The following is a 26,264-nucleotide window of genomic DNA, read 5'->3' as shown; positions in this document are numbered from 1 at the left end:
CCGGTCTCAAGATCAAAAGAGGCCCCACGCGCGCGTGCACCCCCAACTGCGAGCACGCGCGCGTGGAGCCGCCTCGACTCCCCGGAGCGCCTACTCCTCGCCGGCCAGCGTCAGCGTCCGCAGCTTCTGCCCCGCGAACCAGGTGGCGACCACGGTCACCGCGATCAGCAGCACCGTCCCCGTCGCCAGACCCACATCGGAGGTGACGAGGTCCCCGCCCGTGACCTCGTGGGCCACGGCGAGCGACCACTGCTGAACGCTGAGCGTGCGCGCCCCGGCCACCAGGGAGCCGAAGAGGGCCTCCCAGACGAGCGCGTAGACGAGCCCGAAGACCACCGCGTGCCGAGTGACCGTGCCGAGCAGCAGGAAGAGTGCTGCGTACGCGATGGAGGCGACCAGCGCGGCCACGGTGTACGCGACGGCGATCTGCTGACCGTTGCCGTTCAGGATCATCCCGGCGAGGAACGTCGGGATCGCGGAGAACGCCATGGTCACGGCGATGGCGACGATCAGCTTGGTGAAGATGATCGTGGGGCGCTTGATCGGCTTGGCGAGCAGATACACCACCGAGCCATCGTCGATCTCCGGGCCGATCGCGCCCGTACCGGCGATGACACCGATGATCGGCACCATGGTGGCCAGCGCGAACCCGCCGAGGACGTCGGCGGCCACCTGGTCGTCGGTGCCGGTGAAGGCACGGACCGCCACGGAGATCACGATCAGCAGGACGGGCAGCGCGCCCAGGATGAGGGCCCGGCGGCGGCCGAGCAGGCCACGGTAGGTGAGCCGGGCGACTGTGGGGTCGTACATCTTCGGCCTCCTACGCCGCTACGAGATACGAGAAGACGGACTCGAGCGACTCGTCCGAGGGCGAGACCGCCAGCAGGCGGATGCCGTGGTCCCTGGCCACCCGCGGCAGCAGCGCCGTGAAGCGCCCGAAGTCGACCGCCTGGATGCGCAACGCGCCCTCCTTGAGGTCCACTTCGATACCGGAGGTCGACGGGTCCGCGATGAGCGCGGCCGCGAGCGCGCGGTCGTCGCTGGAGCGCACGAGGTAGCGGTGCGGGCGGTCGGTCATCAGACGCCGGATGCGCCGGAAGTCGCCGCTCGCGGCGTGCCGTCCGGCGACGATCACCTCGATGTGCGAGGCGAGTTGCTCGACCTCTTCGAGGATGTGCGACGAGAACAGCACCGTGCGGCCCTCGTCACCCATGCGGCGCAGCAGGTCCATCAGCTGCATGCGCTGGCGTGGGTCCATGCCGTTGAAGGGCTCGTCGAGCAGCAGCAGGGACGGTTCGTGGACGAGCGCGGAGGCCATCTTCACGCGCTGCCGCATGCCCTTGGAGTACGTCGAGATCTTCCGGTCCTGCGCGTACTCCATCTCGACCGTGGCGAGGGCCTTCTGGGCGGCCTTCTTGCCGAGGCCGTGCAACTCGGCGTTGGCGACGACGAATTCGCGGCCGGTGAGGAAGTCGTACATCGCCTCGCGCTCGGGGACGATGCCGATCTGCCGGTAGATCTGTTCGTTGCGCCAGACGGCCTGGCCGTCGAGTGTGACGGAGCCGGTGGAGGGGGCGAGGAAGCCGCCCATCATGTTGATTAGGGTGGACTTTCCCGCGCCGTTCGGGCCGAGCAGGCCGGTGACGCCGGGGCCGATCGTCATGGTGATGTCGTTGACGGCGACCACGTTGCCGAACCAGCGTGATACGTGGTCGATGTTGAGCGTAGTCACAGTCCGACCTTTCGGTAGCGGCGCATCAGGAGGCCGTAGCAGCCGGCGATGAGGCCCAGGACGACGAGGAGATAGACGACACCCTCGCCGCTCGAGGGGCCCACTTCTCCGGGGAAGGAGGATGTGGCGCCGAGGAAGGCGGTCTGTACTCCGTCGATGAGCGTGATGGGCGAGAAGAGGCCGAGCCAGGCGATCGCGTCGGTGCTGTTCTGGTCGAATGCGATGGCCTGGACGGTGGACACCGCCCCGTAGGAGATGGTCAGCGTGGCGATGACGGCCGCGATGCCGAAGCCGCGGCGCGGAGTGACCGCCGAGATGACCAGGCCGATGCCGGCGAAGAGCAGTGAGAGCAGTGCCACGGAGACGAGCCCTTGTGCGAAACCCTTGGTCTGGTCGGTGAAGTCGAGCTTGGCCAGTAGCGCGCCCACATAGAGCACGATCAGGGGTGCGGCGGTGAGGATGAACATCGCAGAGGCCAGCGACGCGTACTTGGCGCGCACATAGTCGGCGGTCTCGATGGGGCGCGAGAAGTACAGCGGCACGGTCTTGAAGCGCAGGTCGCGCGACACGGACTGCGGTGCCTGCGAGGCCACGTACAGGCCGATGACCGCCTGAAGGAAGATCGCGTACTGCGTGTAGTCGACCGGCAGGTCCTTCGCCTTGGTGGCGACGGCGACGGCCACCATGATGGCGGCGGGCACGCACATCACCACGAAGAGCAGCATCGGCAGCACCTTGGACTTCACCGAGCGGCCGAGGCCGTACGCGCCGCGCAGGGACTGCGAGTAGAGCGAACGGCGGGCGTAGGCGCGGCCCAGGCGCGGGCCGTCGTAGTTGCGGTAGCCGATGTTGTGGATCCGGGTCTGCTCCCCGGTCCGGGCCGGGCTCTGCTCAACCGCCATGGCCGACCGCCTCCTTCCGCTCTTCGTCCCGCGCGTCGTCGGCGTCCTTGAAGACCTCCGAGATGTGGTGCCTGCGCTGTTCCATACGGACCAGGCCGAGGCCGAGGTCGGCGACGATGTCGCGTACGAGGTCGTACGTCTCCTCGCCGTCCGCCGTGAGCAGCAGGATGTGACCGGCGCCCGGCAGTCCGCTGCCGTCGTGGGTGTCGATCCCGCGCGTGTGCAGCACCTCGCGCACCGCGCGGGTGCCGTCCGGGTGATCGTCGGTGTCGGTGACCTCGATCGCCAAAGTCGTCGTGGTCTGGGTGAAGTCCGTGGTGGAGCTGGCCCGCAGGAGCTTGCCGCCGTCGATGACGACGACGTGGTCGCAGGTGCGCTCCAGCTCGCCCAGCAGATGCGAGGTGACCAGCACCGAGATGCCGAAGTCGGTGTGGATGCGGCGGATCAGTCCGAGCATCTCGTCGCGGCCGACCGGGTCGAGGCCGTTGGTCGGCTCGTCGAGGAAGACCAGCTGGGGGTCGTGGACGAGGGCCTGCGCGAGCTTCACGCGCTGCTTCATGCCGGTCGAATAGCCGCCGATGGGGCGGTAGCGCTCCTCGTAGAGGCCGACGTGGCGCAGCGTGTCCGCGGTGCGCTCGCGGGCCGCCGCCGGGGGCAGGCCGGACATGCGCGCCATATGGACGACGAACTCGGTGGCCGAGACATCTGGCGGCAGGCAGTCGTGCTCGGGCATGTATCCGACCCGCTCGCGGATGTCGCCGCCCTTGGTGGCGACATCGAGGCCGAGCACTTCGGCGCGGCCCTCGGTGGCGGGGGACAGACCCAGCAGGATCTTGATCAGTGTGGACTTGCCGGCTCCGTTGGCTCCGACGAGTCCCGTCACACCGGGCCCGACGTCCACGGAGAGCCGGTCAAGCGCGGTTACCCTCGGGAACCGCTTGCTCAGGCTTTCGGTCGCGATCACAGTCACGATTCGAAGGTAGTGGCGCAGGCCACAGCAGGACGTCACCCCAGGGAGCTGTATCCGTGTCACTCTCCGGTATTACGGGCCCGTAAGGGTCCCCCTGAGGTCGAACAACCGACGGCAGTTGTCCCGTGGTGCCTGTGACTCCCGAGGCCCGTGGGGCCCACCTCATGGCCCGCTTCGTCCCCAGGGCACTGCGCCCGATCGGACGGATGGAGCCACCGCCGTGAGGAGAGGGCTGAGGAAAACACGGAAAGCGACGGAGAGTTGTCCACAGGTAACACCAACTTGCCCTGTGGATAACGCACTTGGCTGTGGATCAAACCTCCGCACGCAAATAAAATGCGTGATCAGCGTCTCGCCAGGCACCCTGGCGCCATGAACGAATCCGAGACCGAAGGCGAGATCGATGAACGCCGCACCGTGAAGGTGTCGAAGTACCTCTCCAAACACCTGCGGCATCAACCCGACCGGATCGGGCTCACCCTCGACGAAGGCGGCTGGGTCGAGATCGAGACGCTGATGGCCGCGGCGGCAGCGCACGGCTTCCGGTTCACGCGGGCCGAGCTCGACCACGTGGTGGCCACCAACGACAAGCGGCGCTTCGCGATCGAGGGCATCCGGATCCGCGCCAGCCAGGGCCACTCCATCGAGATGGACCTCGGTCTGCCCCCGGCGACACCACCCGCGTACCTCTACCACGGGACCGTCGCCCGCAACCTGGACGCGATCCGTGCCGAGGGCCTGAGGCCCATGAACCGGCACGACGTGCACCTCTCCCCGGATCGCGAGACCGCGACCCGCGTCGGCGCCCGCCGCGGCCGCCCCGTCGTGCTCTCCATGGACGCCGCCGCCATGCACCGCGACGGCCATATCTTCCGGGTCAGCGCCAACGGCGTCTGGCTCACGACCGCCGTTCCCCCACGCTACCTGCGGTTTCCCGAGCGGCACTGACCTGCCGCATCGGCAGCCCGCTGGGCGGCGTGGGCCGTAAGTGCGGTCCGTCGCACGGTCGTGCGGGCATCTGCGGGACAATGGCGGCGTGACCTCAGCGACCCGCCGGCCCCAGACTCCGGCCCCCACCGTTCCACCCCGGCTGATCGCAACGGATCTGGACGGCACCCTGCTGCGCGACGACCACTCCGTCTCGCAGCGCACGGTCGCCGCTCTGGCCGCCGCCGAAGAGGCCGGCATCGAGGTCTTCTTCGTGACCGGCCGCCCCGCCCGGTGGATGGATGTCGTCAGCGACCATGTCCACGGTCACGGCCTCGCCATCTGCGGGAACGGCGCCGCCGTGGTCGACCTGCACGGCGGCGCCGGCAACCACCGCTTCGTCAAGATCCGCGAGTTGGCACGGGACAACGCACTCGATGCCGTACGACTGCTCCGCGAGGCCGCGCCAGGAACGGTGTTCGCCATCGAGCAGACATACGGCTTCCACCAGGAGCCGTCGTACCCGAAGCTGCACATGGAGATCCCGGACAACCTCGCGCCCGCTGAGAAACTCCTGGCGCCGGACGGTCCCGGCGCCGACGAACCGGTACTCAAGATTCTCGCGTACCACCACGAGATCGACCCCGACGACTTCCTGATGACCGCCCGCCTGGCCATCGCCGACCGTGCGGGCGTGACCCGTTCCAGCCCCAGCGCCCTGCTGGAGATCAGCGGCCCCGGCGTCTCCAAGGCCAGCACGCTCGCGCTGTGCTGCGCCGAGCGCGGCATCTCGCACGAGGAGGTCGTCGCCTTCGGGGACATGCCGAACGACGTGGAAATGCTCACCTGGGCAGGCACGTCGTACGCGATGGGCAACGCACATCCCGACGTGATCGCCGCGGCCTCCGGACGCACGGTCGCCAACAACGAGGATGGGGTGGCCGTAGTGATCGAGCGGATGCTGGGTCTCTCCTAGTCGAGAGATGCCGGCTCTCGCTCTTAGTAGAGCTGCACCCCGCGCTCGGCCAGCCACCCCACCGGGTCGACACCCGAGCCGTGATACGGCGTCAGGCGCACCTCGAAGTGGAGATGCGGGCCGGTCGAGTTGCCGCTGGTGCCCGACTGGCCGATCCACTGCCCGGTTGCCACCCGCTCCCCCTGGTCGACGGCGACCGTCGCGAGGTGCGCGTACTGCGTGTAGTAGCCCCCGGCGTGCCGCACCACGGCCTCGATGCCGAACGGGCCGCCGCACGAAACCTTGACCACGCGCCCCTCACCCACCGACCGCACCGGCGTGCCGATGTCCACCGCGAAGTCCTGCCCCGTGTGCCGGCTCGCCCAGTGCTCACCACCGCTGCCGAAGCCCGCGGAGAGTTCGTACGTCTCCAATGGCGCGACCCACTGCGTCGTGAGGCCCGTCTCCGGCTGGTCGAGCCGGACGGCGCCCCGGCACGCACCCGCCGCGACCGAGGCGTCCGCCTGCCCTTGAAGCGTCGACTGCGCCGCCTCGAGCTTCTGCTCGATCCTCTGCTTCATCTCGGCGAGCCGTGTATTCCGCCGTTCCAGCGCCAGCCAGGCCTTTGCGGCCTTCGCCTCGTCGGCGGCGAGCCGTGCCTCGGCGCGGCGGCTCTTGGTGACGGCGTGGTTGACCGCCAGGTCCGCCTGCCACACGGCACGCTGACCACGCATCAACTCCTCAGGGCTGTCCGCGAGCAACAACTGCACGGTGTACGGAAGCCCCCCGCCGTTGCGGTACTGCTCGCGCGCGATCCGGCCGAGGTCCCCGTGCAGTACGGCGATGTTCCGCCGCTCCCGCGCGAGAAGCCGCTCCAGCCGCTGCGCCCGGGCCCGCTGCACCTCGGCCTCCCTGCGCCCTGCCTCGTACCGCCGCGTCGCAGCGGACGCCTCTTCGAAGAGCCGTACCACCTCGGTGCTGAGGCCCTCCGGATCACCGGAGTCGCCCTTGGCCGCCGTGGGCCCGGCTGCCAGAAGGGCCAGCGCGCACAGCAGCGCCGGTAGGAGCAGGGGATGGCGGCGAGATGGGCGCATGCAACGGATCGTGTCCCGCGCCGGAGCCGCGGTCCTGTTCAAGTCGTACACCTGAGGGACCGAATGCCACGGACGGACCACTCAGCTGCTCCGAACAGCGGCCTGGTTCATGGCACTTGAGTGGCCCGTCAGCGGGGCGGTACGTACGGCGGCTGCACCGCCTCAACGAACCGCCACCAGCAGCTCCGATGCCTCCTCCCGCTCCCGCATCTCCCGCAGCGGACCGTCCACGGCGGCCAGTTCCTCGTACGGGCCCCGCTGCACCACACGCCCGTCCGCCAGCACGATCACCTCGTCCACGGCCTCCAGACCCGCCAGCCGGTGGGTGATCAGCAGTGTCGTACTGCCCTCGGTCGCGGCGAGCAGATCTGCGGTCAGCGCGTCGGCCGTCGGAAGGTCGAGGTGCTCCGCTGGCTCGTCGAGGACGAGGACCGGGAAGTCGGCGAGCAGTGCACGGGCCAGCGCCAGCCGCTGCCGCTGCCCACCGGACAGCCGCGCCCCGTGCTCGCCGATCAGGGTGTCGAGCCCCTCCGGCAGACCGTCGGCCCAGTCGAGCAGCCGGGCCCGCCCGAGTGCGTCACGCAGGTCTTCCTCGGTCGCGTCCTTCCGGGCAAGCAGCAGATTCTCGCGCACCGAGCTGTCGAAGAGGTGCGCGTCCTGCGCACACAGCCCGACCAGGCGTCGTACGTCGTCACCGCCCAGGTCGTACGCGTCCATGCCGCCCAGTGTGTACGTCCCCGCGCCCGCGTCCAGCAACCGCAGCAGCACCTGCGCGAGGGTCGTCTTGCCGGACCCGGACTGCCCGACGACGGCGATCCTCTGCCCTTGGGCGAGCGTCAGGTCGAGCCCGGCCAGCGCGTCCCGGTCCTGCCCGTGGTGGCGGGCGGACAGTTCCTGGAGGACGAGCGGGAACGGCGACGCCGGTGCCTCTCGCGGCCTCTCCGGTTCGCGTACGGGATCGGGGGCGTCCAGGACCTCGTACACGCGCTCCGCGCTCTTGCGCACCCGCTGCCGGTACTGGACCGCGAGCGGCAGGCTCAGGACGGCCTCGAACGCGGCGAGCGGGGTGAGGACGACGACGGCCATCAGCACTCCGCTGAGGCGTCCGTCGGCGACCGCTTGGGCGCCGACGAGCGCGGTGGCCGCCACGGTGAGTCCGGAGACGAGCGCGATGAGGCCGTCGCCGAGCGCGGTGGCGGTCGCGGTGCGCGACGCGATGCGGGTCAGCGCGGCATCGGCCCGCCGCGCTTCGGCGGTGCGTGCGGGCAGCGCCCCGGCGACCGTCAACTCGGCCGTCCCCGTGAGGAGATCGGCAACGCGGGTAGCCAGGACGCCGCGGGCGGGGGCCAGCCTGCGCTCGGCGCGGCGCGCGACGGCACCGGTCACCAGTGGGACGCCGGCTCCGGCGGCAAGCAGTCCGAGGGCGAGGGCGGCACCGGCCTCGGGCAGTAGCCAGGCCGTGAATCCCACGGATGCGGCCGACACGACGACCGCTGCCGATGCGGGCAGCAGCCAGCGCAGCCAGTAGTCCTGCAGCGCGTCGACGTCGGCGACCAGCCGAGAAAGCAGGTCACCACGCCGGGTGGTCCGCAGCCCGGCGGGAGCGAGCCGCTCGAGCCGCCGGTACACGGCGACGCGGGTGTCGGCCAGCATCCGCAGCACGGCATCGTGCGACACCAGCCGCTCGGCGTACCGGAACACGGCCCGCCCGATCCCGAACGCCCGCGTGGCCGTGACGGCGACCATCAGATACAGCACGGGAGGCTGCTGAGAGGCCCGCGAGATCAGCCACCCAGAGGTGGCCATCAGCCCCACGGCACTGCCGAGCGCGAGGCTGCCGAGCACAAGAGCGAGCGCGAGCCGGCCGCGCCTGGGTCCGGCCATGGCGCGGACGCGGCCGAGGACGCCACCCCGGTCCTCAGTGGTGAGCGGCGGTTCGTCCTGGTCGACCGTGGAGACTGCCACCGCTCCGGTGCGGCGCGCCTCCGTACCGCCGGTGTGTGTAGGTCCGGCTCCCGCGTCTGGCACTGCGGACTCCAGCCGCACCACCCGATCCGCCACCCGCAGCAACGCCGGCCGATGCACCACGAGCAGCACCGTCCGCCCCACCGCCAAGCGCCGGACGGCTTCTACCACCTCGCCCTCGGTCTCCCCGTCCAGCGAAGCCGTCGGCTCGTCGAGCAGCAGCACGGGCCGGTCCGCGAGAAACGCCCGGGCCAGCGCGAGCCGTTGCCGCTGTCCCGCGGAGAGCCCGGCTCCGTCCTCGCCCAGTTCGGTCCGTATCCCGTCGGGCAGCGCGTCCACGAACTCGAGCGCGCCAGCGTCACCCAGCGCCCTGGTCACTTCGGCATCGTCCGCGTCCGGACGCGCCAGCCGTACGTTCTCGGCGATGGCCCCCGCGTACAGATGGGGCCGCTGCGGCACCCAGGCCACCTGCGAACGCCACGTGGCCAAGTCGGCCTCGGCCAGATCGACTCCCCCGATCCGCACCCGGCCCGCGGTCGGCTTCACGAACCCCAGCAGCGCATTCAGCAGCGTCGACTTGCCCATGCCACTGGGCCCGACGAGCGCCACCGTCTCGCCAGGTTCGACCGTGAACGACACATCCGACACGGCATCGGACGACCGCTCCGGGTACCGGACCGTCACCCCCTCGAAGCGAATCCCGCCGGAGGCGGGCACGACCGCGGTCCCGGAGTCCGGCACCGGCGTCTCCAGCACAGAGAAGATCTCCTCGGCGGCGGCCAGCCCTTCCGCCGCCGCGTGGTACTGCGCCCCCACCTGCCGCAGCGGCAGGTACGCCTCGGGCGCGAGAACGAGGATGACCAGCCCCACGTACAGATCCATCTCGCCATGGACGAGCCGCATCCCGATGGTCACCGCGACCAGGGCGACCGAGATCGTGGCCAGCAGTTCCAGCGCGAAGGACGAGATGAAGGCGATCCGCAGGGTCCGCATGGTCGCCCGCCGGTAGTCGCCGGTGATCCGCCGGATCGACTCGGCCTGTGCCTTCGCCCGCCCGAACACTTTGAGCGTCGGCAGACCGGCGACCACGTCCAGGAAGTGCCCCGACAGCCGTGACAGCAGCCGCCATTGACGATCCATCCGGGACTGCGTGGCCCAGCCGATGAGCACCATGAAGACGGGGATGAGGGGCAGCGTGCCGGCGATGATCGCCGCCGACACCCAGTCCTCCGTGACGATCCGCGCCAGCACCGCCACGGGCACGACCACCGCGAGCCCCAACTGCGGGAGGTAGCGCGAGAAATAGTCGTCGAGCGCATCGACTCCGCGGGTGGCGAGCGCGACCAGCGACCCCGTCCGCTGCCCGCCCAGCCAACCCGGTCCTAGCGCGCCAGCACGCTCAAGCAGCCGCCCCCGCAGCTCCGACTTGACCGCCGCACCAGCCCGGTGCGCGGCGAGTTCCGTAAGCCATGAGACGAGCGCCCGACCACCTGCGACCGCCACCAACAGCAGGAGTGGGGTACGGAGTTCGGCGACCTCCAGCCCGTGCTGGAAGGCCCCGACCACTATCTCGGCGATGAGCATGGCCTGGGCAATGACCAACGCCGCCCCGGCAACGCCCAGCACTACGACCGCCACCAGGAAGAGGCGAGTGGCGCGGGCGTACCGGAGCAGTCGCGGGTCGATCGGTTTCACGTGAAACACACCCTCGGGTCAAGCAGGTGTGTTTCACGTGAAACACACCTTCTCCTCGACAGGCACGTTTCACGTGAAACATGCCCCTGGATTCAGTGGCGAGCGAGCTCAGTGCGCGGCCTCAGCGATGTGCTGCGTACCGATCCGCTTCCGGAACACCCAGTACGTCCACGCCTGGTAGACCATCACGACCGGCGTCGCGATCACTGCACACCAGGTCATGATCTTCAGCGTGTACGGGCTGGACGAGGCATTGGTGACCGTCAGGCTCCAGTCGTCATTGAGTGAGGACGGCATGACGTTCGGGAAGAGGGTCAGGAAGAGCATCGCCACGGCGGTCACGATGGTGATACCGGACAAGGTGAACGCCCAGCCCTCGCGCCCCGCCTGGTTCGCCCCGATCGCCGCGACCAGCGCGACCACCGCCACGATCAACGCGACCAAGCTCGTACTGTCGCCCTTGTCGGCCTGAGTCCAGCCCAGGAAGACCAGCGCGAGCACAGCCGTCACCACACCGAGCCGCAGCGCCAGTTTCCGCGCCCGCTCCCTGATATCGCCCAGCGTCTTGAGCGCGGCGAACACCGCCCCATGGAAGGTGAACAGCGTCAGCGTGACCAGGCCGCCCAGGATGGCGTACGGGTTGAGCAGGTCCCAGAGGTTGCCGACGTACTCCATGTCCTGGTCGATCTTCACGCCCCGCACAATGTTGCCGAAGGCCACACCCCACAGGAACGCGGGGATCAGCGAGCTCCAGAAGATCGCGCTCTCCCAGTTGCGCTGCCAGCTTTCCTCGGGCCGCTTCGCCCGGTACTCGAAGGCGACTCCCCGGACGATCAGGCAGACCAGGATCAGCAGCAGCGGCAGATAGAAGCCGGAGAAGAGCGTGGCGTACCAATCGGGGAAGGCTGCGAAGGTCGCACCGCCCGCGGAGAGCAGCCAGACCTCGTTGCCGTCCCAGACCGGCCCGATGGTGTTGATCAGCACCCGCTTCTCGGCCCGGTCACGGGCGAGCAGCCGGGTGAGGACGCCGATCCCGAAGTCGAAGCCCTCCAGGAAGAAGTAGCCGATCCACAGGACGGCGATGAGGACGAACCAGACGTCGTGAAGTTCCATGACTCTGCAGCTCCCTGGGCCTAGTAGGAGAAGGCCATCGGCTTGTCGGCGTCACGGGAGTCGCCGCCGATCTTGGTGGGCGGATTGAGGTCGGCCTCGGTGAGTTCGGGCGGTCCGGCCTTGACGTACTTCACGAGCAGCTTCACCTCGATGACGGCGAGGATCGCGTAGAGAGTCGTGAAGACGATCATCGAGGTGAGGATCTCGCCCTGGGATACGCCGGGGGAGACCGCGTCGCGGGTTTGCAGTACGCCGTACACGACCCACGGCTGGCGGCCCATCTCGGTGAAGATCCAGCCCCAGGAGTTGGCGATCAGCGGGAAGCCCAGGGTCAGGATCGCGATGCGCCAGTACCACTTGGTGAGCGTCGGGCCGAGTGCCTTCTTGGGCAGCAGCACGAGATGCGGCACCTCGTCGTCCCCTATGCGCAGGTGCTGTGGCAGCAAGAACTTCTTCCGTGTCAGCCAGAGCCCGACCAGACCGATGGTCAAGGACGTCATACCGAAGCCGATCATCCAGCGGAAGCCCCAGTACGCGACCGGGATGTTGGGGCGGTAGTCGCCCGGGCCGTATCGCTCCTGTTCGGCCTTGTTGACGTCGTTGATGCCGGGGACGTACGAACTGAAGTCGTCCTTGGCGAGGAAGGACAGCAGTCCCGGAATCTCGACGGCCACCTTGTTGTGGCCCTTGTCGACGTCCCCGTAGGCGAAGACCGAGAAGGGCGCGGGCGCCTCGCCGTCCCACAGTGCCTCGGCCGCCGCCATCTTCATCGGCTGCTGCTCGTACATGATCTTGCCGAGGACATCTCCGCTGATCGCGGTGAACATGCCGCCGATGACCACGGTGACCAGGCCGAGCCGCAGCGAGGTCTTCATCACGGGGATGTGCTTCTTGCGGGTCAGATGGAAGGCGGCGATGCCGACCATGAAGGCGCCACCGGTGAGGAAGGCCGCGGAGAGAGTGTGGAAGGCCTGGGCGAGCGCGGTGTTCTGAGTCAGGACCAACCAGAAGTCGGTGAGTTCGGCACGGCCCCGCTGTTCGTTGATCCGGTAGCCGACGGGGTGCTGCATCCAGGAGTTGGCGGCGAGGATGAAGTACGCCGACAGGATCGTGCCGATCGAGACCATCCACATGCACGCGAGGTGGATCTTCTTCGGCAGCTTGTCCCAGCCGAAGATCCACAGACCGATGAACGTGGACTCGAAGAAGAACGCGATCAGCGCCTCGAAGGCGAGCGGGGCACCGAAGACGTCACCGACGAAGCGCGAGTAGTCGGACCAGTTCATGCCGAACTGGAACTCCTGCACTATGCCTGTCACGACACCCATCGCGATGTTGATCAGGAAGAGCTTCCCCCAGAACTTCGTCGCCCTGAGGTACTTCTCGTTTCCCGTACGCACCCAGGCGGTCTCCAGCCCGGCGGTGAGCGCGGCGAGCGAGATGGTCAGAGGCACGAAGAGGAAGTGGTAGACGGTGGTGATGCCGAACTGCCATCGCGCCAGGGTCTCCGGCGCCAGAGCCAAGTCCACGTCGTCAGTCTCCTTACGTCGCCGTGGTCACAGCGGCAGTTTGACCCGCTTGTCACACACATCACGGGATCAACCGGGCATGCTTGTGAACGCGTTCACATTCACAAGCAATTATGACGCATGGCTGTTCGGAGCGTGAGGGGTGGGGGGTCCCTAAGCATGGACCATCCGGGCCCTGCCACGAAGGCGCAGGTCAGAGCGTAGTGACACGGAAGATAGGGGACGCAGACCACCGGCAGAGCCCCGTCCACGACGGAACCCTGCCGACCGCCAGAGGCTAGAGCTCCTTGCGGAACCCCTCCGTCGTCTTCAGGAAGATGTCGTTCGCCTCGGTCTCGCCGATCGTCACGCGCACGCCCTCCCCCGGGAACGGCCGCACAACGACTCCGGCCTGCTCACAGGCCGCCGCGAAGTCGACCGTGCGCTCGCCGAGCCGCAGCCAGACGAAGTTCGCCTGCGTCTCGGGCACTGTCCAGCCCTGCCCCCGCAAGGCCTCGACGACGCGCGTGCGCTCGCACACCAGCGAGCCCACCCGGCCGAGGAGCGCGTCCTCGGCGCGCAGCGAGGCGACCGCCGCGTCCTGCGCGAGCTGGCTCACACCGAAGGGCACGGCGGTCTTGCGCAGTGCCGCCGCCACCGGCTCATGGGCGATCGCGAAGCCGACCCGAAGCCCGGCGAGTCCGTACGCCTTGGAGAACGTACGCAGTACGCAGACGTTCGGCCGCTCGCGGTAGATCTCGACACCGTCCGGCACCTGGGGGTCGCGGATGAACTCCCGGTACGCCTCGTCGAGGACCACCAGGACGTCGCTCGGCACCCGGTCGAGGAAGCGCTCCAGCTCGGACCGGCGCACCACGGTTCCGGTGGGGTTGTTGGGGTTGCAGACGAAGATCAGCCGCGTCCGTTCGGTGACCGCGTGCGCCATCGCGTCGAGGTCGTGCACATCCCCCGGCGTCAGCGGCACCTGCACCGACGTCGCCCCGCTGATCTGCGTGATGATCGGGTACGCCTCGAAGGACCGCCAGGCGTATATGACCTCGTCACCGGGACCGCTCGTGGCCTGCACCAGCTGCTGGGCGACGCCGACCGAGCCCGTTCCGGTGGACAGATGCGTGAGCGGCACCGCGAACCGGTCCGCCAGCTCACTCATCAGCCCCGTGCACGCCATATCCGGGTACCGGTTGAAGGACCCCGCCGCCGCGGCCACGGTCTCCATCACCCCGGGCAGCGGCGGATACGGGTTCTCGTTGGAGGACAGCTTGTACGCCACCCGCCCGGCTGCCGCGGCGGGCTTGCCCGGCTTGTACGTGGGGATACCCTCCAGCACGGCACGCAGCTTGGGGCTCGTCTCGCTCACCGCAGTCCTCCTCATGACCACCACCGGCTTCCAATACTCCTCACCTTAAGAGGATTCGGCGCCGCTGCGTATGGCTCAGGACCGACCACATAGACGGCCCGTCGGGCGTCGGCCCACGGAGGCGTACGAAGAGGGGGGCGCGCCGCTGTCCGGTTCAAGCGCCGGTGGCTCACGCCGTGGCGCGCATCCCCCGTGCAGGTGAGTTGAGACCTCTTCGAAACATGACCCCTTCGGCAGGCTCATACGCCCCGACAAGTGACGTACTGTCATTGAATCGCTCAACTACCTTCCGTTCCAAGCCAATTGAGTGTGGTCGACCTTGCAGAAACGTGCCTGTCAACGAGTGCATATGCGTCCGCACTACCCCACCGCATGAGCCCTACTATCGGCTCGCCATGACAGCAGCAGGGAAGCACCAGGTGAGCCGGGCGGAGACCTCCCGTCGAAGCAGCCGGCCGGGCCGGGCAGGCATCAGAGACGTGGCCGCCGCCGCCGGGGTCTCCATCACGACCGTGTCCGACGCACTCAACGGCAAGGGCCGGCTCCCGGACGCCACCCGACGCCATGTCCGCGAGGTCGCCGACCGGCTGGGCTATCGCCCCTCCGCCGCGGCCCGCACGCTCCGTACCGGAAAGTCCGGCCTCATCGGCCTGACCGTCACGACCTACGGGGATGAACCTTTCACCTTCACGGAGTTCGCGTACTTCGCGGAGATGGCCAGAGCCGCCACCTCGGCAGCGCTCGCCCGGGGCTACGCCCTGGTCATCCTCCCCGCCACCTCGCGCCACGACGTGTGGTCGAACGTGGCCCTGGACGGAACCGTGGTCATCGACCCCTCCGACCAGGACCCCGTCGTCAGCGAACTGGTCCGGCAGGGTTTACCGGTGGTCTCCGACGGCCGCCCCGCCGGCTCGCTGCCGGTGACCGCCTGGGTGGACAACGACCACGAGGCCGCGGTCCTCGGCATCCTCGACCACCTGGCCGACGCGGGCGCCCGCCGGATCGGCCTGCTCACCGGGACCTCGACCGATACCTACACGCATCTGTCGACGACCGCGTACCTGCACTGGTGCGAGCGCGTCGGCCAGGATCCGGTGTACGAGGCCTACCCCGCGCACGATCCCTGCGCAGGGTCCGCCGCCGCCGACCGACTGCTCGCCCGCCCCGACCGGCCCGACGCCGTGTACGGGCTCTTCGACCCGAACGGCACCGACCTCCTCGCGGCCGCCCGCCGCTACGGTCTGCGCGTACCGGAGGATCTGCTGCTCGTGTGCTGCAGCGAGTCCGCCGTATACGCCAACACCGAGCCTCCCCTCACCACCCTTTCACTCAAGCCGCGCCACATCGGCACGGCCGTGGTCCAGCTCCTCATCGACGCCATCGAAGGGGTCGAATCGGACCAACCGGTCCAGCAAGTGATACCCACGGAGTTGATCGTGCGGTCCTCCTCCGATCGACGGCCGCCGCGTACGACCGTCAGCCCGCCCCGATCACCGGAGGAGAGATGACCTCAGGCGGTGACATCCGGTGAGAACGCCCCTCCCAATTCGGGAGAAAACCACGGTGAACTGCGGTCCTGCCCCGATTCACCACCCCTGGGTCATCACATGGCGCGATCCGCATTCCTATGATGGGCGCACGACACCGCGGGCCGCTGCGACCAGGCAGTCCAATGCGGTGCAGATGCGGCGCGATGGTGGTGGAGGGGTCGATGACTCAGGGGGCCGGTCAGGGACCCGAGGTGCGAACGCCGACGGTGCGCGACTTCCGCGTGCCCGCGTACGTCCACGAAGCCGATCCGTATGCGCAGCCCTCCGGCCCGTACGCCCAGCCCGGACCTCGTCCGCAACTGGTGCCTCATGTGCAGCAGATGCTTCCCGGTGAGGGCACCAGACCGGTAGAGGACGCCGAGGGCTACACGCCGACGCAGCGCGATCTGCCCGTCATCAACCGCGGTGACACCCTTCAGGTGCCGGTCAGCCCCGAAGCCGCGACCGTCCCGCAGTCCACCGCCGGGCCGGGCCCGCTGTACGTCGTCGGCGACGTACACGGCTACCTCGACGAACTCGTTGCCGCCCTGCGCGAGAAGGGCCTCATCGACATCGACGGAAATTGGTCGGCGGGCACCGCACGGCTGTGGTTCCTCGGAGACTTCACCGACCGAGGGCCCGACGGCATCGGCGTCATCGACCTCGTGATGCGGCTGTCCGCCGAGGCCGCCGCGGCCGGCGGCTACTGCAAGGCGCTGATGGGCAATCACGAACTGCTGCTCCTCGGCGCCAAGCGATTCGGCGACACCCCCGTCAACTCCGGTGCCGGTACGGCTACTTTCCAGGCCGCCTGGCTGCTCAACGGCGGCCAGAAGACCGACATGGAACGCCTCGAAGATCACCATCTGCAGTGGATGGCCCGTCTCGACGCGATGGAGCTGGCGGACGATCACCTGCTCGTGCACTCCGACACCACCGCCTATCTCGACTACGGCGACTCCATCGAGGCCGTCAACGACACCGTCCGCGAAGCCCTCACGCGCAACGACGCAGATGAATGCTGGGACCTCTTCCGCAAGTTCACCAAGCGCTTCGCCTTCCGCGACGACGGGGGCGCGCAGGCCGTGCGCGAACTCCTCGACATGTACGGCGGCTCCCGAATCGTCCACGGTCACAGCCCCATTCCGTATCTTCTCGGCGAGGTCGGCTCGGAGGACGACGACGATTCCGCGGGCCCGGTGGTCGAAGGACCGCATGTGTACGCGGACGGGCTGGCCATCGCCATGGACGGCGGCGTGACCATGGCCGGAAAGCTACTGGTCCAGCAACTGCCCCTGGATAGCTGACCCCTTTCCGGGCAGGCGTTCTTCCATCCAGTACGGGGCGTACCTAGGGGCAATTTCTGGAAACCCCCTGTCACCTCGTGCCGTCTCCGCTCTACCATCGGCTTATCCGTAGCAGGCTCCCCTCCGTTTCTGCCCGACGGCTCGTCAGCATGCCGAGCCCCAAGCCCTACGGAGCATCGGGGGATGCACATGAACAGCGTTCCGCAGCACCTGCTGAGCGAGGACCGCCAAGAGTACGAGCGGATCCTCGATGAGGCGCTGCGCTCCGCACCCAACCGTCCGGAACTCGCCGCTGTCGGCCAGCGCCTCAACCCTGAACAACTGCGCACCATGGCGCTCAACGCATCCGCTCTCATCACGGCGGCCGCGGCGACCGAATATCAGCACTACGTGAAGGTCCGCGAGGAACTGCGCCAGCCGGCGCCCACTCCACGCGTCCACGAGGAATCCAGCTCCACGGACCCAGGCACGGGCGCGGTAGGGCTCACCGCCACGGTGGAGGAGGCCGCCGAGACCTCCGGGGCGGGCGCCGTCGCCGTCGCCGCGGTGCTCACTCCCGTCCTCGCCGGCACCGCCTCGGCGATCTTCCTGCTCGTCGGCTACCTCCTGAAGATGCTCAACCCGGAGCCGGCATTCGCCCAGACCCTGCTCAACACCGGGTGGGTTTTCGGCGCGGTGACCGCGGCCGCGATCCTGATCGCCGCGGTCGGTCTGCTACTCACCGCCCTGCGCAACGGAGAGAGTTCGCTGCAGGCCGCCGCGCGGGGTGAGGGCAGCGAGGAGCTGACCCGGGCCAGGGAAGCCTGGCGCGAGGCCCTTCTGGAGCGCGGCATCATGCCGTTCCTCCGAGAGGCACTCGCCGACCCGGGCTCAGCGGCCCTCGGCCGTACGACACCGCCGCAGCCGACCAGCCGAATCCCCCACCTCGGCTACAACCGCCCGGGCTTCAGCAGCCCCGACGGCGGCCCCGCGGCAGGCCCCCGCCCCACCTACTCGAGCCCGGACTTCTCAAGCCCGGACTTCGGCGGCCCGGAGCATCAACCGGAGTAGGTACGGCCAGGGCAAGACCAGAGGCAGCCGAACCGGGACCCCGAACTCCCGGCCAGAGACAAGCCGCACGGTCGCTCCGGCCCACGACCACGAAGTCGAGGGCCGGAGCCCGGAGCGGTCTGCCGCCACCGTGCCCGGACCAGGTTCAGTCCGCGAGCGGCAGATACACCCGGTTCCCGCTGGCCGCGAACTCCTTCGACTTCTGCGCCATACCTTCCTCGATCTCTGTCTGCGTACCACCGTGCTCGCGGCGGATGTCCTGGGAGATCTTCATCGAGCAGAACTTCGGCCCGCACATCGAGCAGAAGTGAGCCGTCTTTGCGGGCTCGGCCGGGAGAGTTTCGTCGTGGAACTCCCGGGCCGTGTCGGGGTCGAGGGCCAGGTTGAACTGGTCCTCCCAGCGGAACTCGAAGCGGGCGTCGGACAGCGCGTCGTCCCATTCCTGCGCACCTGGGTGCCCCTTGGCGAGGTCGGCTGCGTGGGCGGCGATCTTGTAGGTGATGACGCCGGTCTTGACGTCGTCACGGTTGGGCAGGCCCAGGTGTTCCTTGGGCGTGACATAGCAGAGCATGGCCGTGCCCCACCAGGCGATCATCGCGGCACCGATGCCGGAGGTGATGTGGTCGTACGCCGGCGCGACGTCCGTCGTCAGCGGGCCGAGCGTATAGAACGGAGCTTCATCACAGATCTCCTGCTGAAGGTCGATGTTCTCCTTGATCTTGTGCATCGGGATATGTCCCGGGCCCTCGATCATGGTCTGTACGTTGAAACGCTTGGCGATCGTGTTGAGTTCCCCGAGCGTCCTCAACTCCGCGAACTGGGCTGCGTCGTTGGCATCCGCGATCGAGCCGGGCCGCAGCCCGTCGCCGAGCGAGTACGTGACGTCGTAGGCGGCCAGGATCTCGCACAGCTCTTCGAAGTTCTCGTAGAGGAACGACTCCTTGTGGTGCGCCAGGCACCAGGCCGCCATGATCGAGCCGCCGCGCGAGACGATGCCGGTCTTGCGGTTCGCGGTGAGCGGTACGTACGGCAGGCGCACGCCCGCGTGCACGGTCATGTAGTCCACGCCCTGTTCGGCCTGCTCGATGACCGTGTCCTTGTAGATCTCCCAGGTCAGCTCCTCGGCGCGACCGTCGACCTTCTCCAGCGCCTGGTAGAGCGGAACCGTACCGATGGGGACGGGGGAGTTGCGCAGCACCCACTCGCGGGTGGTGTGGATATTGCGTCCGGTGGACAGGTCCATGACCGTGTCGGCGCCCCATCGGGTCGCCCAGGTCATCTTCTCTACCTCCTCCTCGATGGAGGAAGTCACCGCCGAATTGCCGATGTTGGCGTTGACCTTCACCAGGAACCGCTTGCCGATGATCATCGGCTCGATCTCCGGGTGGTTGACGTTCGCCGGCAGGACGGCCCGTCCCGCAGCGATCTCTTCGCGTACGACCTCGGGGTCGACGTTCTCGCGGACCGCCACGAATTCCATTTCCGGTGTGATCTCGCCACGTCGTGCGTACGCGAGTTGTGTGACGGCCGTACCGCTGCGGCCCCAGCGCGGCTGGCGCGGACGCCCAGGGAAGACAGCGTCGAGGTTACGCAGTCCGCCACGTGGCGAGGTGTGCTTGATCCCGTCGTCCTCGGGGCGGATGGGACGGCCCGCATACTCCTCGGTGTCGCCACGGGCGATGATCCAGTTCTCGCGCAGCGGCGCCAGGCCCCTGCGAACATCGGTCTCGACGGTCGGATCGGTGTATGGGCCGGAGGTGTCGTACAGGGTGACTGACTGCCCGTTGGTGAGGTGCACCTGACGGACCGGCACCCGTAGGTCGGGGCGCGAGCCCTCGACATACGCCTTGTGCCAGCCGATGGACTTCCTGGCCTCGCCGTTCCCGGACGAGGCAGAGTCCCCGTCCGTCTGACTGGAGGCAGGCGTGCGTACGTCCTTGTTGGTCATAAGACCTACTCCCTACGCCGGCATTACCCGGTAACAGGTTCAGCGGTCGACGCAGCGGTTTCCGTACGGCGATGTTCCACGTGAAACATCGCTGGGACGGAGGTCAGCGCCCTCTCAGCCCGGTGCTCCGAGCTCCCGCGTGTGCAAAAGGTCCCTCCACGCTAGCGTCATATTGGGCGCGCTGAACAGTGGGCCCCTTCCGTTCTTGCGATGATCGGTCGGTGACTACAACGCATCAACCCCCGCTTCCCCCGTCCGAACCGCCTCACGGGCCCGGCCCCGGCGACAACCACGGCTCCGGTGACGGTCATGGCCACAACCATGCGCACAGCCATGGCCATGGCCCTCCAGCCCCCGTCTCCAAACACCTGCGCAAGGTCATCGCCGCAGTGCTGATTCCCTTCGCCACGGCGGTCATCGTGGGCCTAGGCGTGCTGTGGCCAGGCGGTGCCCCACCCCACGAACGCACCGGCGTCGGTTTCGACCGGCAGACCCAGCAGGCCACGGTGACCAAGGTCGACGAGGTGGACTGCAAGTCCGTCAACGCCTCGGGTGGCACGCCGACCGGCGACACCTCGACCGCCGAGGGGTCCTCCGCTCAGCAGCAGGCGAACGGCGTCTGCAAGAAGGCGACGGTCCGGGTCGACACCGGCAAGGACAAGGGCCGTACCTTCACGGAGATCGTCCAGCCGGACTCGTCTCGGCAGCTGAGCCAGGGGCAGGAGGTGATCGTGGCGTATGCGCCCGACGCCCCCAGGGACCTCCAGTACTCGGTCACCGACGTGAACCGTAGGCTTCCGATGGCCCTGCTTGCAGGGATCTTCGCGCTCGCCGTGGTCGTGGTGGGTCGGATGCGCGGCGTCATGGCGCTGATCTCGCTGGCCGTCAGCTTCCTTCTTCTGACGTTCTTCATCCTGCCCGCGATACTTCAGGGCTCGAATCCCCTGGTAGTGGCGGTCGTCGGGGCCAGCGCGATCATGCTGATCGCGCTCTACGCCTGCCATGGGCTCTCCGCCCGGACATCGGTCGCGGTGCTCGGAACCCTGCTCTCTCTCCTGCTGATCGGGATTCTCGGGTCACTGTTCATCGGCTGGTCCGCGCTCACCGGCAATACGGACGACAACACCGGTCTGATCCATGGTCTGTATCCGACCATCGACATGAGCGGTCTGCTGCTCGCGGGCGTCATCATCGGTTCGCTCGGTGTACTCGACGATGTGACGGTGACGCAGACGTCGGCGGTCTGGGAGCTGCACGCGGCCAATCCGTCGATGGGCCGGCGCGGGCTGTACCGCGCGGGCATCCGTATCGGCCGGGACCACATCGCGTCCGTGGTCAACACGCTCGTCCTCGCGTATGCGGGCGCCGCGCTTCCCCTGTTGTTGCTGTTCTCGATCGCGCAGAGCAGTGTGGGGACGGTGGCCAACAGTGAGCTGGTCGCCGAGGAGATTGTGCGCACGCTCGTCGGCTCGATCGGCCTGGTCGCCTCCGTGCCGGTCACTACGGCCCTGGCCGCTCTCGTGGTCTCGGCGGACCGCCCCGGCTCTGCGTCTGAGGCGCAGACGCCTACGCCAGCACGACCGCCGGAGCAGGCACAGGCGGGCGTCAGGACGCCGGTACTCGGGGGGAAGGGCCGCCGCCGCAAGCGCTGAAGCGTTACGGCACCCTGTGCACCGTACGATTCAGCCCGTGCTCTGTTCCTCCGCCAGGATGCGGTCCAGGGCCTCATCGAGATGTGTGTCGAAGTCGGCGAGGGAGTGCTCCTGGCCCAGTGGCACCAGCTTGTCCGTGCGGTCGAGGAACGCCACGAGCGGCACCGCACCGCAGCGGAACAGCGCCTGATCGGCGCCCACTTGGAGCCGGATCAGCACATCACCGAATCCCTCGGAGCCGGCGGGCGCAATGTGCACATCACCGACCCCACACGGTCGCCCCACTCCGTCGATCAGCAGCTCCCGGCCGAACGCCCAGGTCACCGGAGCATCGCCGGGCAGGTGGAAGGTCAGCCGCACGGCGTAGGGATCACAGGTCTCGTATCGAAGCTCCACCGGAATGCGGAAGGAGAGCTCCTCCGACACGAGAAAGCTCATCATGATCTCTGCCTGCACTACTGACTCGCGCATCGCCTACCCCGCCGTCTGACGTCGACTGGCCAGGAACCATCCACCTGACACTGCTGGCATCTTGCTGAACGTACACATCAGATCACAAGGAGTGAGTTTTCAGATGCTGATAGAGAGGGCGAGCGTCCCTGGCAGCCTGCCGATCTCGCTCTGCAACTGACGTGCCGCGGGCAGAAGTCGGTCCGCCTGGTGGGCGGGCAGGGAGATGGCCATCGAGCCGACTGTGGTGCCCGCGATGATCGGAATCGCGGCGCAGACCGTTCCCAACGCGTATTCCTGACGCTCGATCACGGGCTGCATGCGTTTGGTCCCGTCCAGGCGCCGCAACAGGATGCGATCGTCACGCACTGTGTACGGAGTGATCGACTGCACGGGATACCGGTCGAGGTGGTCGCGACGGGCCTCCTCGTCGAGCTGGGACAGCAGACACTGGCCGATCGCGTGGGCATGCCCGGTCTCGCGGAAGTCGGCCCATTCCTCGACCGCCGGATTGGCCGGGGTGTCGGCGACACACTGGACGTCGATCTCGCCCTCTCGGTAGACCGCGTAGTACACGGGCACCCCGATCGAATCGCGCCACTGCGCGAGCGCCTCGACAACCGTGCTGCGACGTTTCTGCCGGGCGGCGCTGCTGCTGAGCCGCTCGGCCGCCTCACCGAGGAAGAACAGACCCTTGTCGCGGCGTAGATACCCTTCGTGCGCCAGGGTGCGCAGCAGGTGGTACGCCGTGGGCAGCGCGAGGTGGGCCTCGCGGGCCAGTTGCTTGGCGGGGGCCCCGTGTTCGTGCTGGGCGGCGGATTCCAGGAGGCGCATCGCACGCTGCACGGATCCGATGAGTGTCGTGGGGTTCGGCTCGGTGGAGGGGGCGTTCGGTCCTGGGGATGCGGTGTCAGTAGTGGCCAAGGGTCACTCCCTACGCGCGAGGGGGCCACCCGTGCGGGGTGTCACGGGAGGGGGCTGTGCGCCGCCCGCGGGGATCAACCCCGCGTCGAATTCCGGACTTTAACCGTCCGCCACCGCTCGCGGACGGCCTGGCCCGAAACTTCCCTCCCCCGAGGGAATCGTTGATTCCTGTTATTGCCGACCGGTTGTCGGCAACCCCTGCGGAAGCCCCGCCGCCCGCTTCCGCCACACCCGACCTACTGCACGACCTGCTCCACCAGGCGCTCTACCAGTCGCTTCGTGATGAGGAGCTCGTCATGAACTTCCGTACGACGTACATGACTCCGCCGACCAGTGCCACGAACACCAGCACTTTGAAGAGCAGGCCGATCACGAACCCGACGACGCTCGCTATCACTCCGCCGAACACGACCAGAGCGATGACCGGCACCACGACCCACTTCACCCACCACGGCATCCCCGCGAAGATTTCACGCATCGCCCTTGTTCCTTGTCTCTCTGCCCGCCGCCCCCTGCTGAGGGGGCGACGAGTCTCGAATGTCCTGCCTTCGATGCTAGGCGCGGCAGGGGTGCCGGCGGAGGCTCGGCATCCCTTGTCCTCCCCTGATCGTTCCCCTAGGGAACCCTGAGACGGGACCTCAGCTCTCGGGCGGAGAGAAGACCACCAGAACCCGCAGATCCTCGCTGATGTGGTGGAACTTGTGGGCCACCCCCGCGGGCACATAGACGACGCTGCCGCGCGCCACCTGCGTCGTCTCCATGCCCACCGTGATCGCGGCACGGCCGCTGACGACGAAGTACACCTCGTCCTGGCGGTGGGGCTGCTGCGGGTCCTGCGTGCCCGCGTTCAGCGCGTACAGGCCGACCGACATGTTCTTCTCGCGTAGAAACTGGAGATACGCACCGTCGTTGGCGGCGCGCTCCGCCTCCAGTTCGTCCAGCCGGAATGCCTTCATCGCCCTCGTCCGCACTCGTTACCGATCTCGTCTGCCACGATCAGACACATGATGAATTTCGTAGTCAAGACGATCGCCAACGCGGGCGCTCTCGCCGTCGCCGTTTGGCTTCTCGACAAAATCACCCTGACCGGCGACAGCACGGGCAAGGAGATCGGCACTCTGCTCCTTGTGGCGCTGATCTTCGGCGTGGTGAACTTCCTGGTCAAGCCCATCGTGAAGGTGCTGACCTTCCCGCTGTTCATCCTCACGCTCGGTCTGATCACCCTGGTGATCAACGCCCTGATGCTGCTGCTCACCTCATGGCTCGCGGACAAACTCGACCTGAGCTTCCATGTCGAGGGATTCTGGACCGCCGTCCTGGGCGGCCTGATCATCTCCATCATCTCCTGGGCGCTGAATGTCGTCCTCCCCGACAAGGACTGAGCGATCGTGATGCCCTATCGCGTGTGCTTTGTCTGCACCGGCAACATCTGCCGCTCTCCGATGGCCGAATCCGTCTTCCGCGCGCGTGTGGCGGAGGCCGGGCTCGACGGACTGGTCGAGGTGGACAGCGCCGGCACCAGCGGCTGGCACGAGGGTGACGGCGCCGACCCGCGTACAGTCTCCGTTCTGGAGGCGAGCGGCTACGACTGCGACCACACTGCCCGCCAGTTCCGGGCGTCGTGGTTCGCCTGGCTCGACCTGGTCATCGCGCTCGACACTGGCCATCTGGAGGCCCTGCGACGCCTCGCGCCGACCTCGGCGGACGCGGAGAAGGTCCGGTTGCTGCGCTCGTACGCCCGCCCGTCGCCCGACCACGTCCCCGGTGCTTCGAACGCCCCCTCTGATTCCGCAGGCCACGACCTCGACGTACCGGACCCCTACTACGGCGGCATGGACGGCTTCGAGGAGTGCCTTGAGATGGTGGAGGCGGCGAGTGTGGGACTGCTCGCCGCGGTTCAGGAGCAGGTGGAGGGACGGGCGGCATGACGGATCTCGGTACTGGGGTGGGTGACGGCACGCGCGCGGTGCGGGCCGGGCTGCCCGACCCCGTCAAGCACGAACCGGCTCTCCCGGGGCCGGTCTTCGCCGCCCACTACCACCTGCCGGGCGAGGCCACGGGCCCGTACACGTACGGCCGCGACGAGAACCCGACCTGGAACGACCTTGAGCGCGCCATCGGCGAGCTGGAGGCGCCTGGACAGGACGGCGTCGAAACGCTTGTCTTCGCCTCGGGTATGGCGGCCATCTCGGCGGTCCTCTTCTCGCAGTTGCGCGCGGGCGACGCGGTCGTGCTGCCCAGCGACGGTTACCAGGTGCTGCCGCTCATACGCGCGCAGCTCGAGGCGTACGGCATCGAGGTGCGCACCGCGTCGACCAGCGGCGACGCCCAGCTCGAGGTTCTCGACGGCGCGAAGCTGCTGTGGCTCGAGACCCCGTCGAACCCAGGGCTCGATGTGTGCGACATCCGGCGGCTGTCCGAGGCGGCACGCGCGCGTGGCTGCCTGGTCGCTGTCGACAACACCCTCGCGACCCCACTCGGGCAACGCCCACTGGAGCTCGGCGCCGACTTCGCGGTGGCCAGCGGCACCAAGCAGCTCACCGGGCACGGGGACATCCTTCTGGGGTACGTCACCGGTGGCGACGCCTCGGCCATGACCGCCGTACGGCGCTGGCGCAAGATCGCCGGAGCGATTCCGGGGCCGATGGAGGCCTGGCTCGCACACCGCTCCATCGCCACGCTCCAGCTGCGCGTCGACCGGCAGAACGCGACCGCCCTGGCACTGGCCGAGGCGCTGCGCGGCCGGGACGAGGTGGTGACGGGGCTGCGCTATCCGGGGCTGCCCGACGATCCCTCGTACAAGATCGCCTCACAGCAGATGCGGCGCTACGGGTGTGTGGTGTCGTTTTCGTTGCCCACGCGCGCGCGTGCCGAGCGTTTCCTCGAGGCGCTGCGACTGGTGGACGATGCCACGAGCTTCGGCGGGGTGCGGTCCACGGCCGAGCGGCGCGGCCGCTGGGGCGGGGACGCGGTCGGGGAGGGCTTCATCCGGTTCTCGGTCGGCGCTGAGGATCCCGGTGACCTGGTGGCGGATGTGCTGCGCGCCCTCGACGAATCGGCGCGGTGAAGGACTCCGGAGCGACCGGTCAGTAACACGGATGTGGACAGCGGACGGTCCGAGCCTCCCCCCTCGTGGCTCGGACCGTCCCGGTTCTGCGCGCGAAG

Annotated in this window: 23 protein-coding genes; 9 read left to right on the top strand and 14 right to left on the bottom strand. The window is 68.3% G+C overall.

The genetic code is table 11. The features are described from left to right. Positions 1-90 precede the first annotated feature (90 nt). The 4 genes from OHT21_RS23790 to OHT21_RS23775 are packed head-to-tail and all read right to left on the bottom strand — an operon-like array spanning position 91 to position 3,598. Positions 91-810, bottom strand: coding sequence for an ABC transporter permease (locus tag OHT21_RS23790; RefSeq protein ID WP_328770371.1), 720 nt, complete (start codon positions 808-810; stop codon positions 91-93). A 10-nt stretch (positions 811-820) separates the two neighbouring features. Continuing rightward, the gene (locus OHT21_RS23785) at positions 821-1,732 is read right to left on the bottom strand and encodes an ABC transporter ATP-binding protein (protein WP_328770370.1); all 912 of its coding nucleotides are present in this window, start codon (positions 1,730-1,732) and stop codon (positions 821-823) included. Further along, complete coding sequence (locus tag OHT21_RS23780; RefSeq protein ID WP_328770369.1) at positions 1,729-2,634, bottom strand: ABC transporter permease; 906 nt, start codon at positions 2,632-2,634, stop codon at positions 1,729-1,731. The genes OHT21_RS23785 and OHT21_RS23780 overlap by 4 nt, the downstream gene beginning before the upstream one ends. Beyond that, positions 2,624-3,598, bottom strand: a complete 975-nt coding sequence (locus OHT21_RS23775) for an ABC transporter ATP-binding protein (RefSeq protein ID WP_328774199.1) — start codon at positions 3,596-3,598, stop codon at positions 2,624-2,626. The genes OHT21_RS23780 and OHT21_RS23775 overlap by 11 nt, the downstream gene beginning before the upstream one ends. Positions 3,599-3,976: 378 nt before the next feature. On the opposite strand from OHT21_RS23775, the gene OHT21_RS23770 reads away from it, so the two are divergent. Beyond that, positions 3,977-4,552 carry an RNA 2'-phosphotransferase gene (locus tag OHT21_RS23770; protein ID WP_328770368.1) on the top strand — a complete coding sequence of 192 codons (576 nt, stop codon included), beginning with the start codon at positions 3,977-3,979 and terminating at the stop codon, positions 4,550-4,552. 70 nt (positions 4,553-4,622) lie between these two features. Beyond that, entirely contained in the window at positions 4,623-5,507 is an 885-nt protein-coding gene (locus tag OHT21_RS23765) for a Cof-type HAD-IIB family hydrolase (protein WP_328774198.1), read from the top strand. Between the two features lie 23 nt (positions 5,508-5,530). Here OHT21_RS23765 and OHT21_RS23760 read toward each other — a convergent pair whose 3' ends face one another. The 5 genes from OHT21_RS23760 to hisC all read right to left on the bottom strand — a co-directional run bounded on the left by OHT21_RS23760 (position 5,531) and on the right by hisC (position 14,239). Further along, positions 5,531-6,580, bottom strand: coding sequence for a M23 family metallopeptidase (locus OHT21_RS23760; protein WP_328770366.1), 1,050 nt, complete (start codon positions 6,578-6,580; stop codon positions 5,531-5,533). 162 nt (positions 6,581-6,742) lie between these two features. Then, positions 6,743-10,240, bottom strand: a complete 3,498-nt coding sequence (gene cydD, locus OHT21_RS23755; protein ID WP_328770365.1) for a thiol reductant ABC exporter subunit CydD — start codon at positions 10,238-10,240, stop codon at positions 6,743-6,745. A gap of 108 nt (positions 10,241-10,348) precedes the next feature. Further along, positions 10,349-11,353: a cytochrome d ubiquinol oxidase subunit II gene (cydB, locus tag OHT21_RS23750; protein WP_328770364.1), complete on the bottom strand. Its 1,005-nt coding sequence runs from the start codon at positions 11,351-11,353 to the stop codon at positions 10,349-10,351. A 20-nt stretch (positions 11,354-11,373) separates the two neighbouring features. Beyond that, positions 11,374-12,882 carry a cytochrome ubiquinol oxidase subunit I gene (locus OHT21_RS23745; RefSeq protein WP_328770363.1) on the bottom strand — a complete coding sequence of 503 codons (1,509 nt, stop codon included), beginning with the start codon at positions 12,880-12,882 and terminating at the stop codon, positions 11,374-11,376. Positions 12,883-13,159: 277 nt separating this feature from the next. Further along, positions 13,160-14,239, bottom strand: coding sequence for a histidinol-phosphate transaminase (hisC, locus tag OHT21_RS23740; protein ID WP_328770362.1), 1,080 nt, complete (start codon positions 14,237-14,239; stop codon positions 13,160-13,162). Positions 14,240-14,634: 395 nt separating this feature from the next. Here hisC and OHT21_RS23735 point away from each other — a divergent pair, with 395 nt between their 5' ends. From OHT21_RS23735 to OHT21_RS23725, 3 genes are all read left to right on the top strand, one after another. Continuing rightward, positions 14,635-15,747, top strand: a complete 1,113-nt coding sequence (locus OHT21_RS23735) for a LacI family DNA-binding transcriptional regulator (protein WP_328770361.1) — start codon at positions 14,635-14,637, stop codon at positions 15,745-15,747. Between the two features lie 188 nt (positions 15,748-15,935). Beyond that, positions 15,936-17,075 carry a metallophosphoesterase gene (locus tag OHT21_RS23730; protein ID WP_443050654.1) on the top strand — a complete coding sequence of 380 codons (1,140 nt, stop codon included), beginning with the start codon at positions 15,936-15,938 and terminating at the stop codon, positions 17,073-17,075. Positions 17,076-17,258: 183 nt separating this feature from the next. Further along, the gene (locus tag OHT21_RS23725) at positions 17,259-18,125 is read left to right on the top strand and encodes a hypothetical protein (RefSeq protein ID WP_328770359.1); all 867 of its coding nucleotides are present in this window, start codon (positions 17,259-17,261) and stop codon (positions 18,123-18,125) included. A 145-nt stretch (positions 18,126-18,270) separates the two neighbouring features. Here OHT21_RS23725 and thiC read toward each other — a convergent pair whose 3' ends face one another. Next, entirely contained in the window at positions 18,271-20,073 is a 1,803-nt protein-coding gene (thiC, locus tag OHT21_RS23720) for a phosphomethylpyrimidine synthase ThiC (RefSeq protein WP_328770358.1), read from the bottom strand. Between the two features lie 221 nt (positions 20,074-20,294). Between thiC and OHT21_RS23715 the strand changes: the two genes are divergently transcribed. Next, entirely contained in the window at positions 20,295-21,725 is a 1,431-nt protein-coding gene (locus OHT21_RS23715) for a YibE/F family protein (protein ID WP_328770357.1), read from the top strand. A gap of 30 nt (positions 21,726-21,755) precedes the next feature. On the opposite strand, the gene OHT21_RS23710 is transcribed toward OHT21_RS23715, so the two are convergent. The 4 genes from OHT21_RS23710 to OHT21_RS23695 all read right to left on the bottom strand — a co-directional run bounded on the left by OHT21_RS23710 (position 21,756) and on the right by OHT21_RS23695 (position 24,055). Beyond that, positions 21,756-22,196, bottom strand: a complete 441-nt coding sequence (locus tag OHT21_RS23710; protein ID WP_328770356.1) for an SsgA family sporulation/cell division regulator — start codon at positions 22,194-22,196, stop codon at positions 21,756-21,758. A gap of 99 nt (positions 22,197-22,295) precedes the next feature. Further along, complete coding sequence (locus tag OHT21_RS23705; protein ID WP_443050653.1) at positions 22,296-23,009, bottom strand: IclR family transcriptional regulator; 714 nt, start codon at positions 23,007-23,009, stop codon at positions 22,296-22,298. A 355-nt stretch (positions 23,010-23,364) separates the two neighbouring features. Then, on the bottom strand, positions 23,365-23,577 hold the full coding sequence (locus OHT21_RS23700) for a DUF5326 family protein (protein WP_328770354.1): 213 nt from the start codon (positions 23,575-23,577) through the stop codon (positions 23,365-23,367). 160 nt (positions 23,578-23,737) lie between these two features. Then, positions 23,738-24,055: a cupin domain-containing protein gene (locus OHT21_RS23695; RefSeq protein WP_033321271.1), complete on the bottom strand. Its 318-nt coding sequence runs from the start codon at positions 24,053-24,055 to the stop codon at positions 23,738-23,740. Positions 24,056-24,103: 48 nt separating this feature from the next. Here OHT21_RS23695 and OHT21_RS23690 point away from each other — a divergent pair, with 48 nt between their 5' ends. Genes OHT21_RS23690 through OHT21_RS23680 form a run of 3 tightly spaced genes read left to right on the top strand, consistent with a single transcriptional unit; the run spans position 24,104 to position 26,166 of the window. Next, entirely contained in the window at positions 24,104-24,481 is a 378-nt protein-coding gene (locus OHT21_RS23690; protein ID WP_328770353.1) for a phage holin family protein, read from the top strand. Positions 24,482-24,490: 9 nt separating this feature from the next. Then, entirely contained in the window at positions 24,491-25,027 is a 537-nt protein-coding gene (locus OHT21_RS23685; protein WP_328774197.1) for a low molecular weight protein-tyrosine-phosphatase, read from the top strand. After that, a complete protein-coding gene (locus OHT21_RS23680) occupies positions 25,024-26,166 on the top strand; it encodes a cystathionine gamma-lyase (RefSeq protein ID WP_328770352.1) in 1,143 nt (380 codons plus the stop codon). The genes OHT21_RS23685 and OHT21_RS23680 overlap by 4 nt, the downstream gene beginning before the upstream one ends. Positions 26,167-26,264: the final 98 nt, after the last annotated feature.

The organism is Streptomyces sp. NBC_00286, from assembly GCF_036173125.1.
GTDB lineage: Bacteria > Actinomycetota > Actinomycetes > Streptomycetales > Streptomycetaceae > Streptomyces.
The sequence above is the reverse complement of the archived record's forward strand: the minus strand, read 5'-3'. Positions and strand labels throughout refer to the sequence as shown.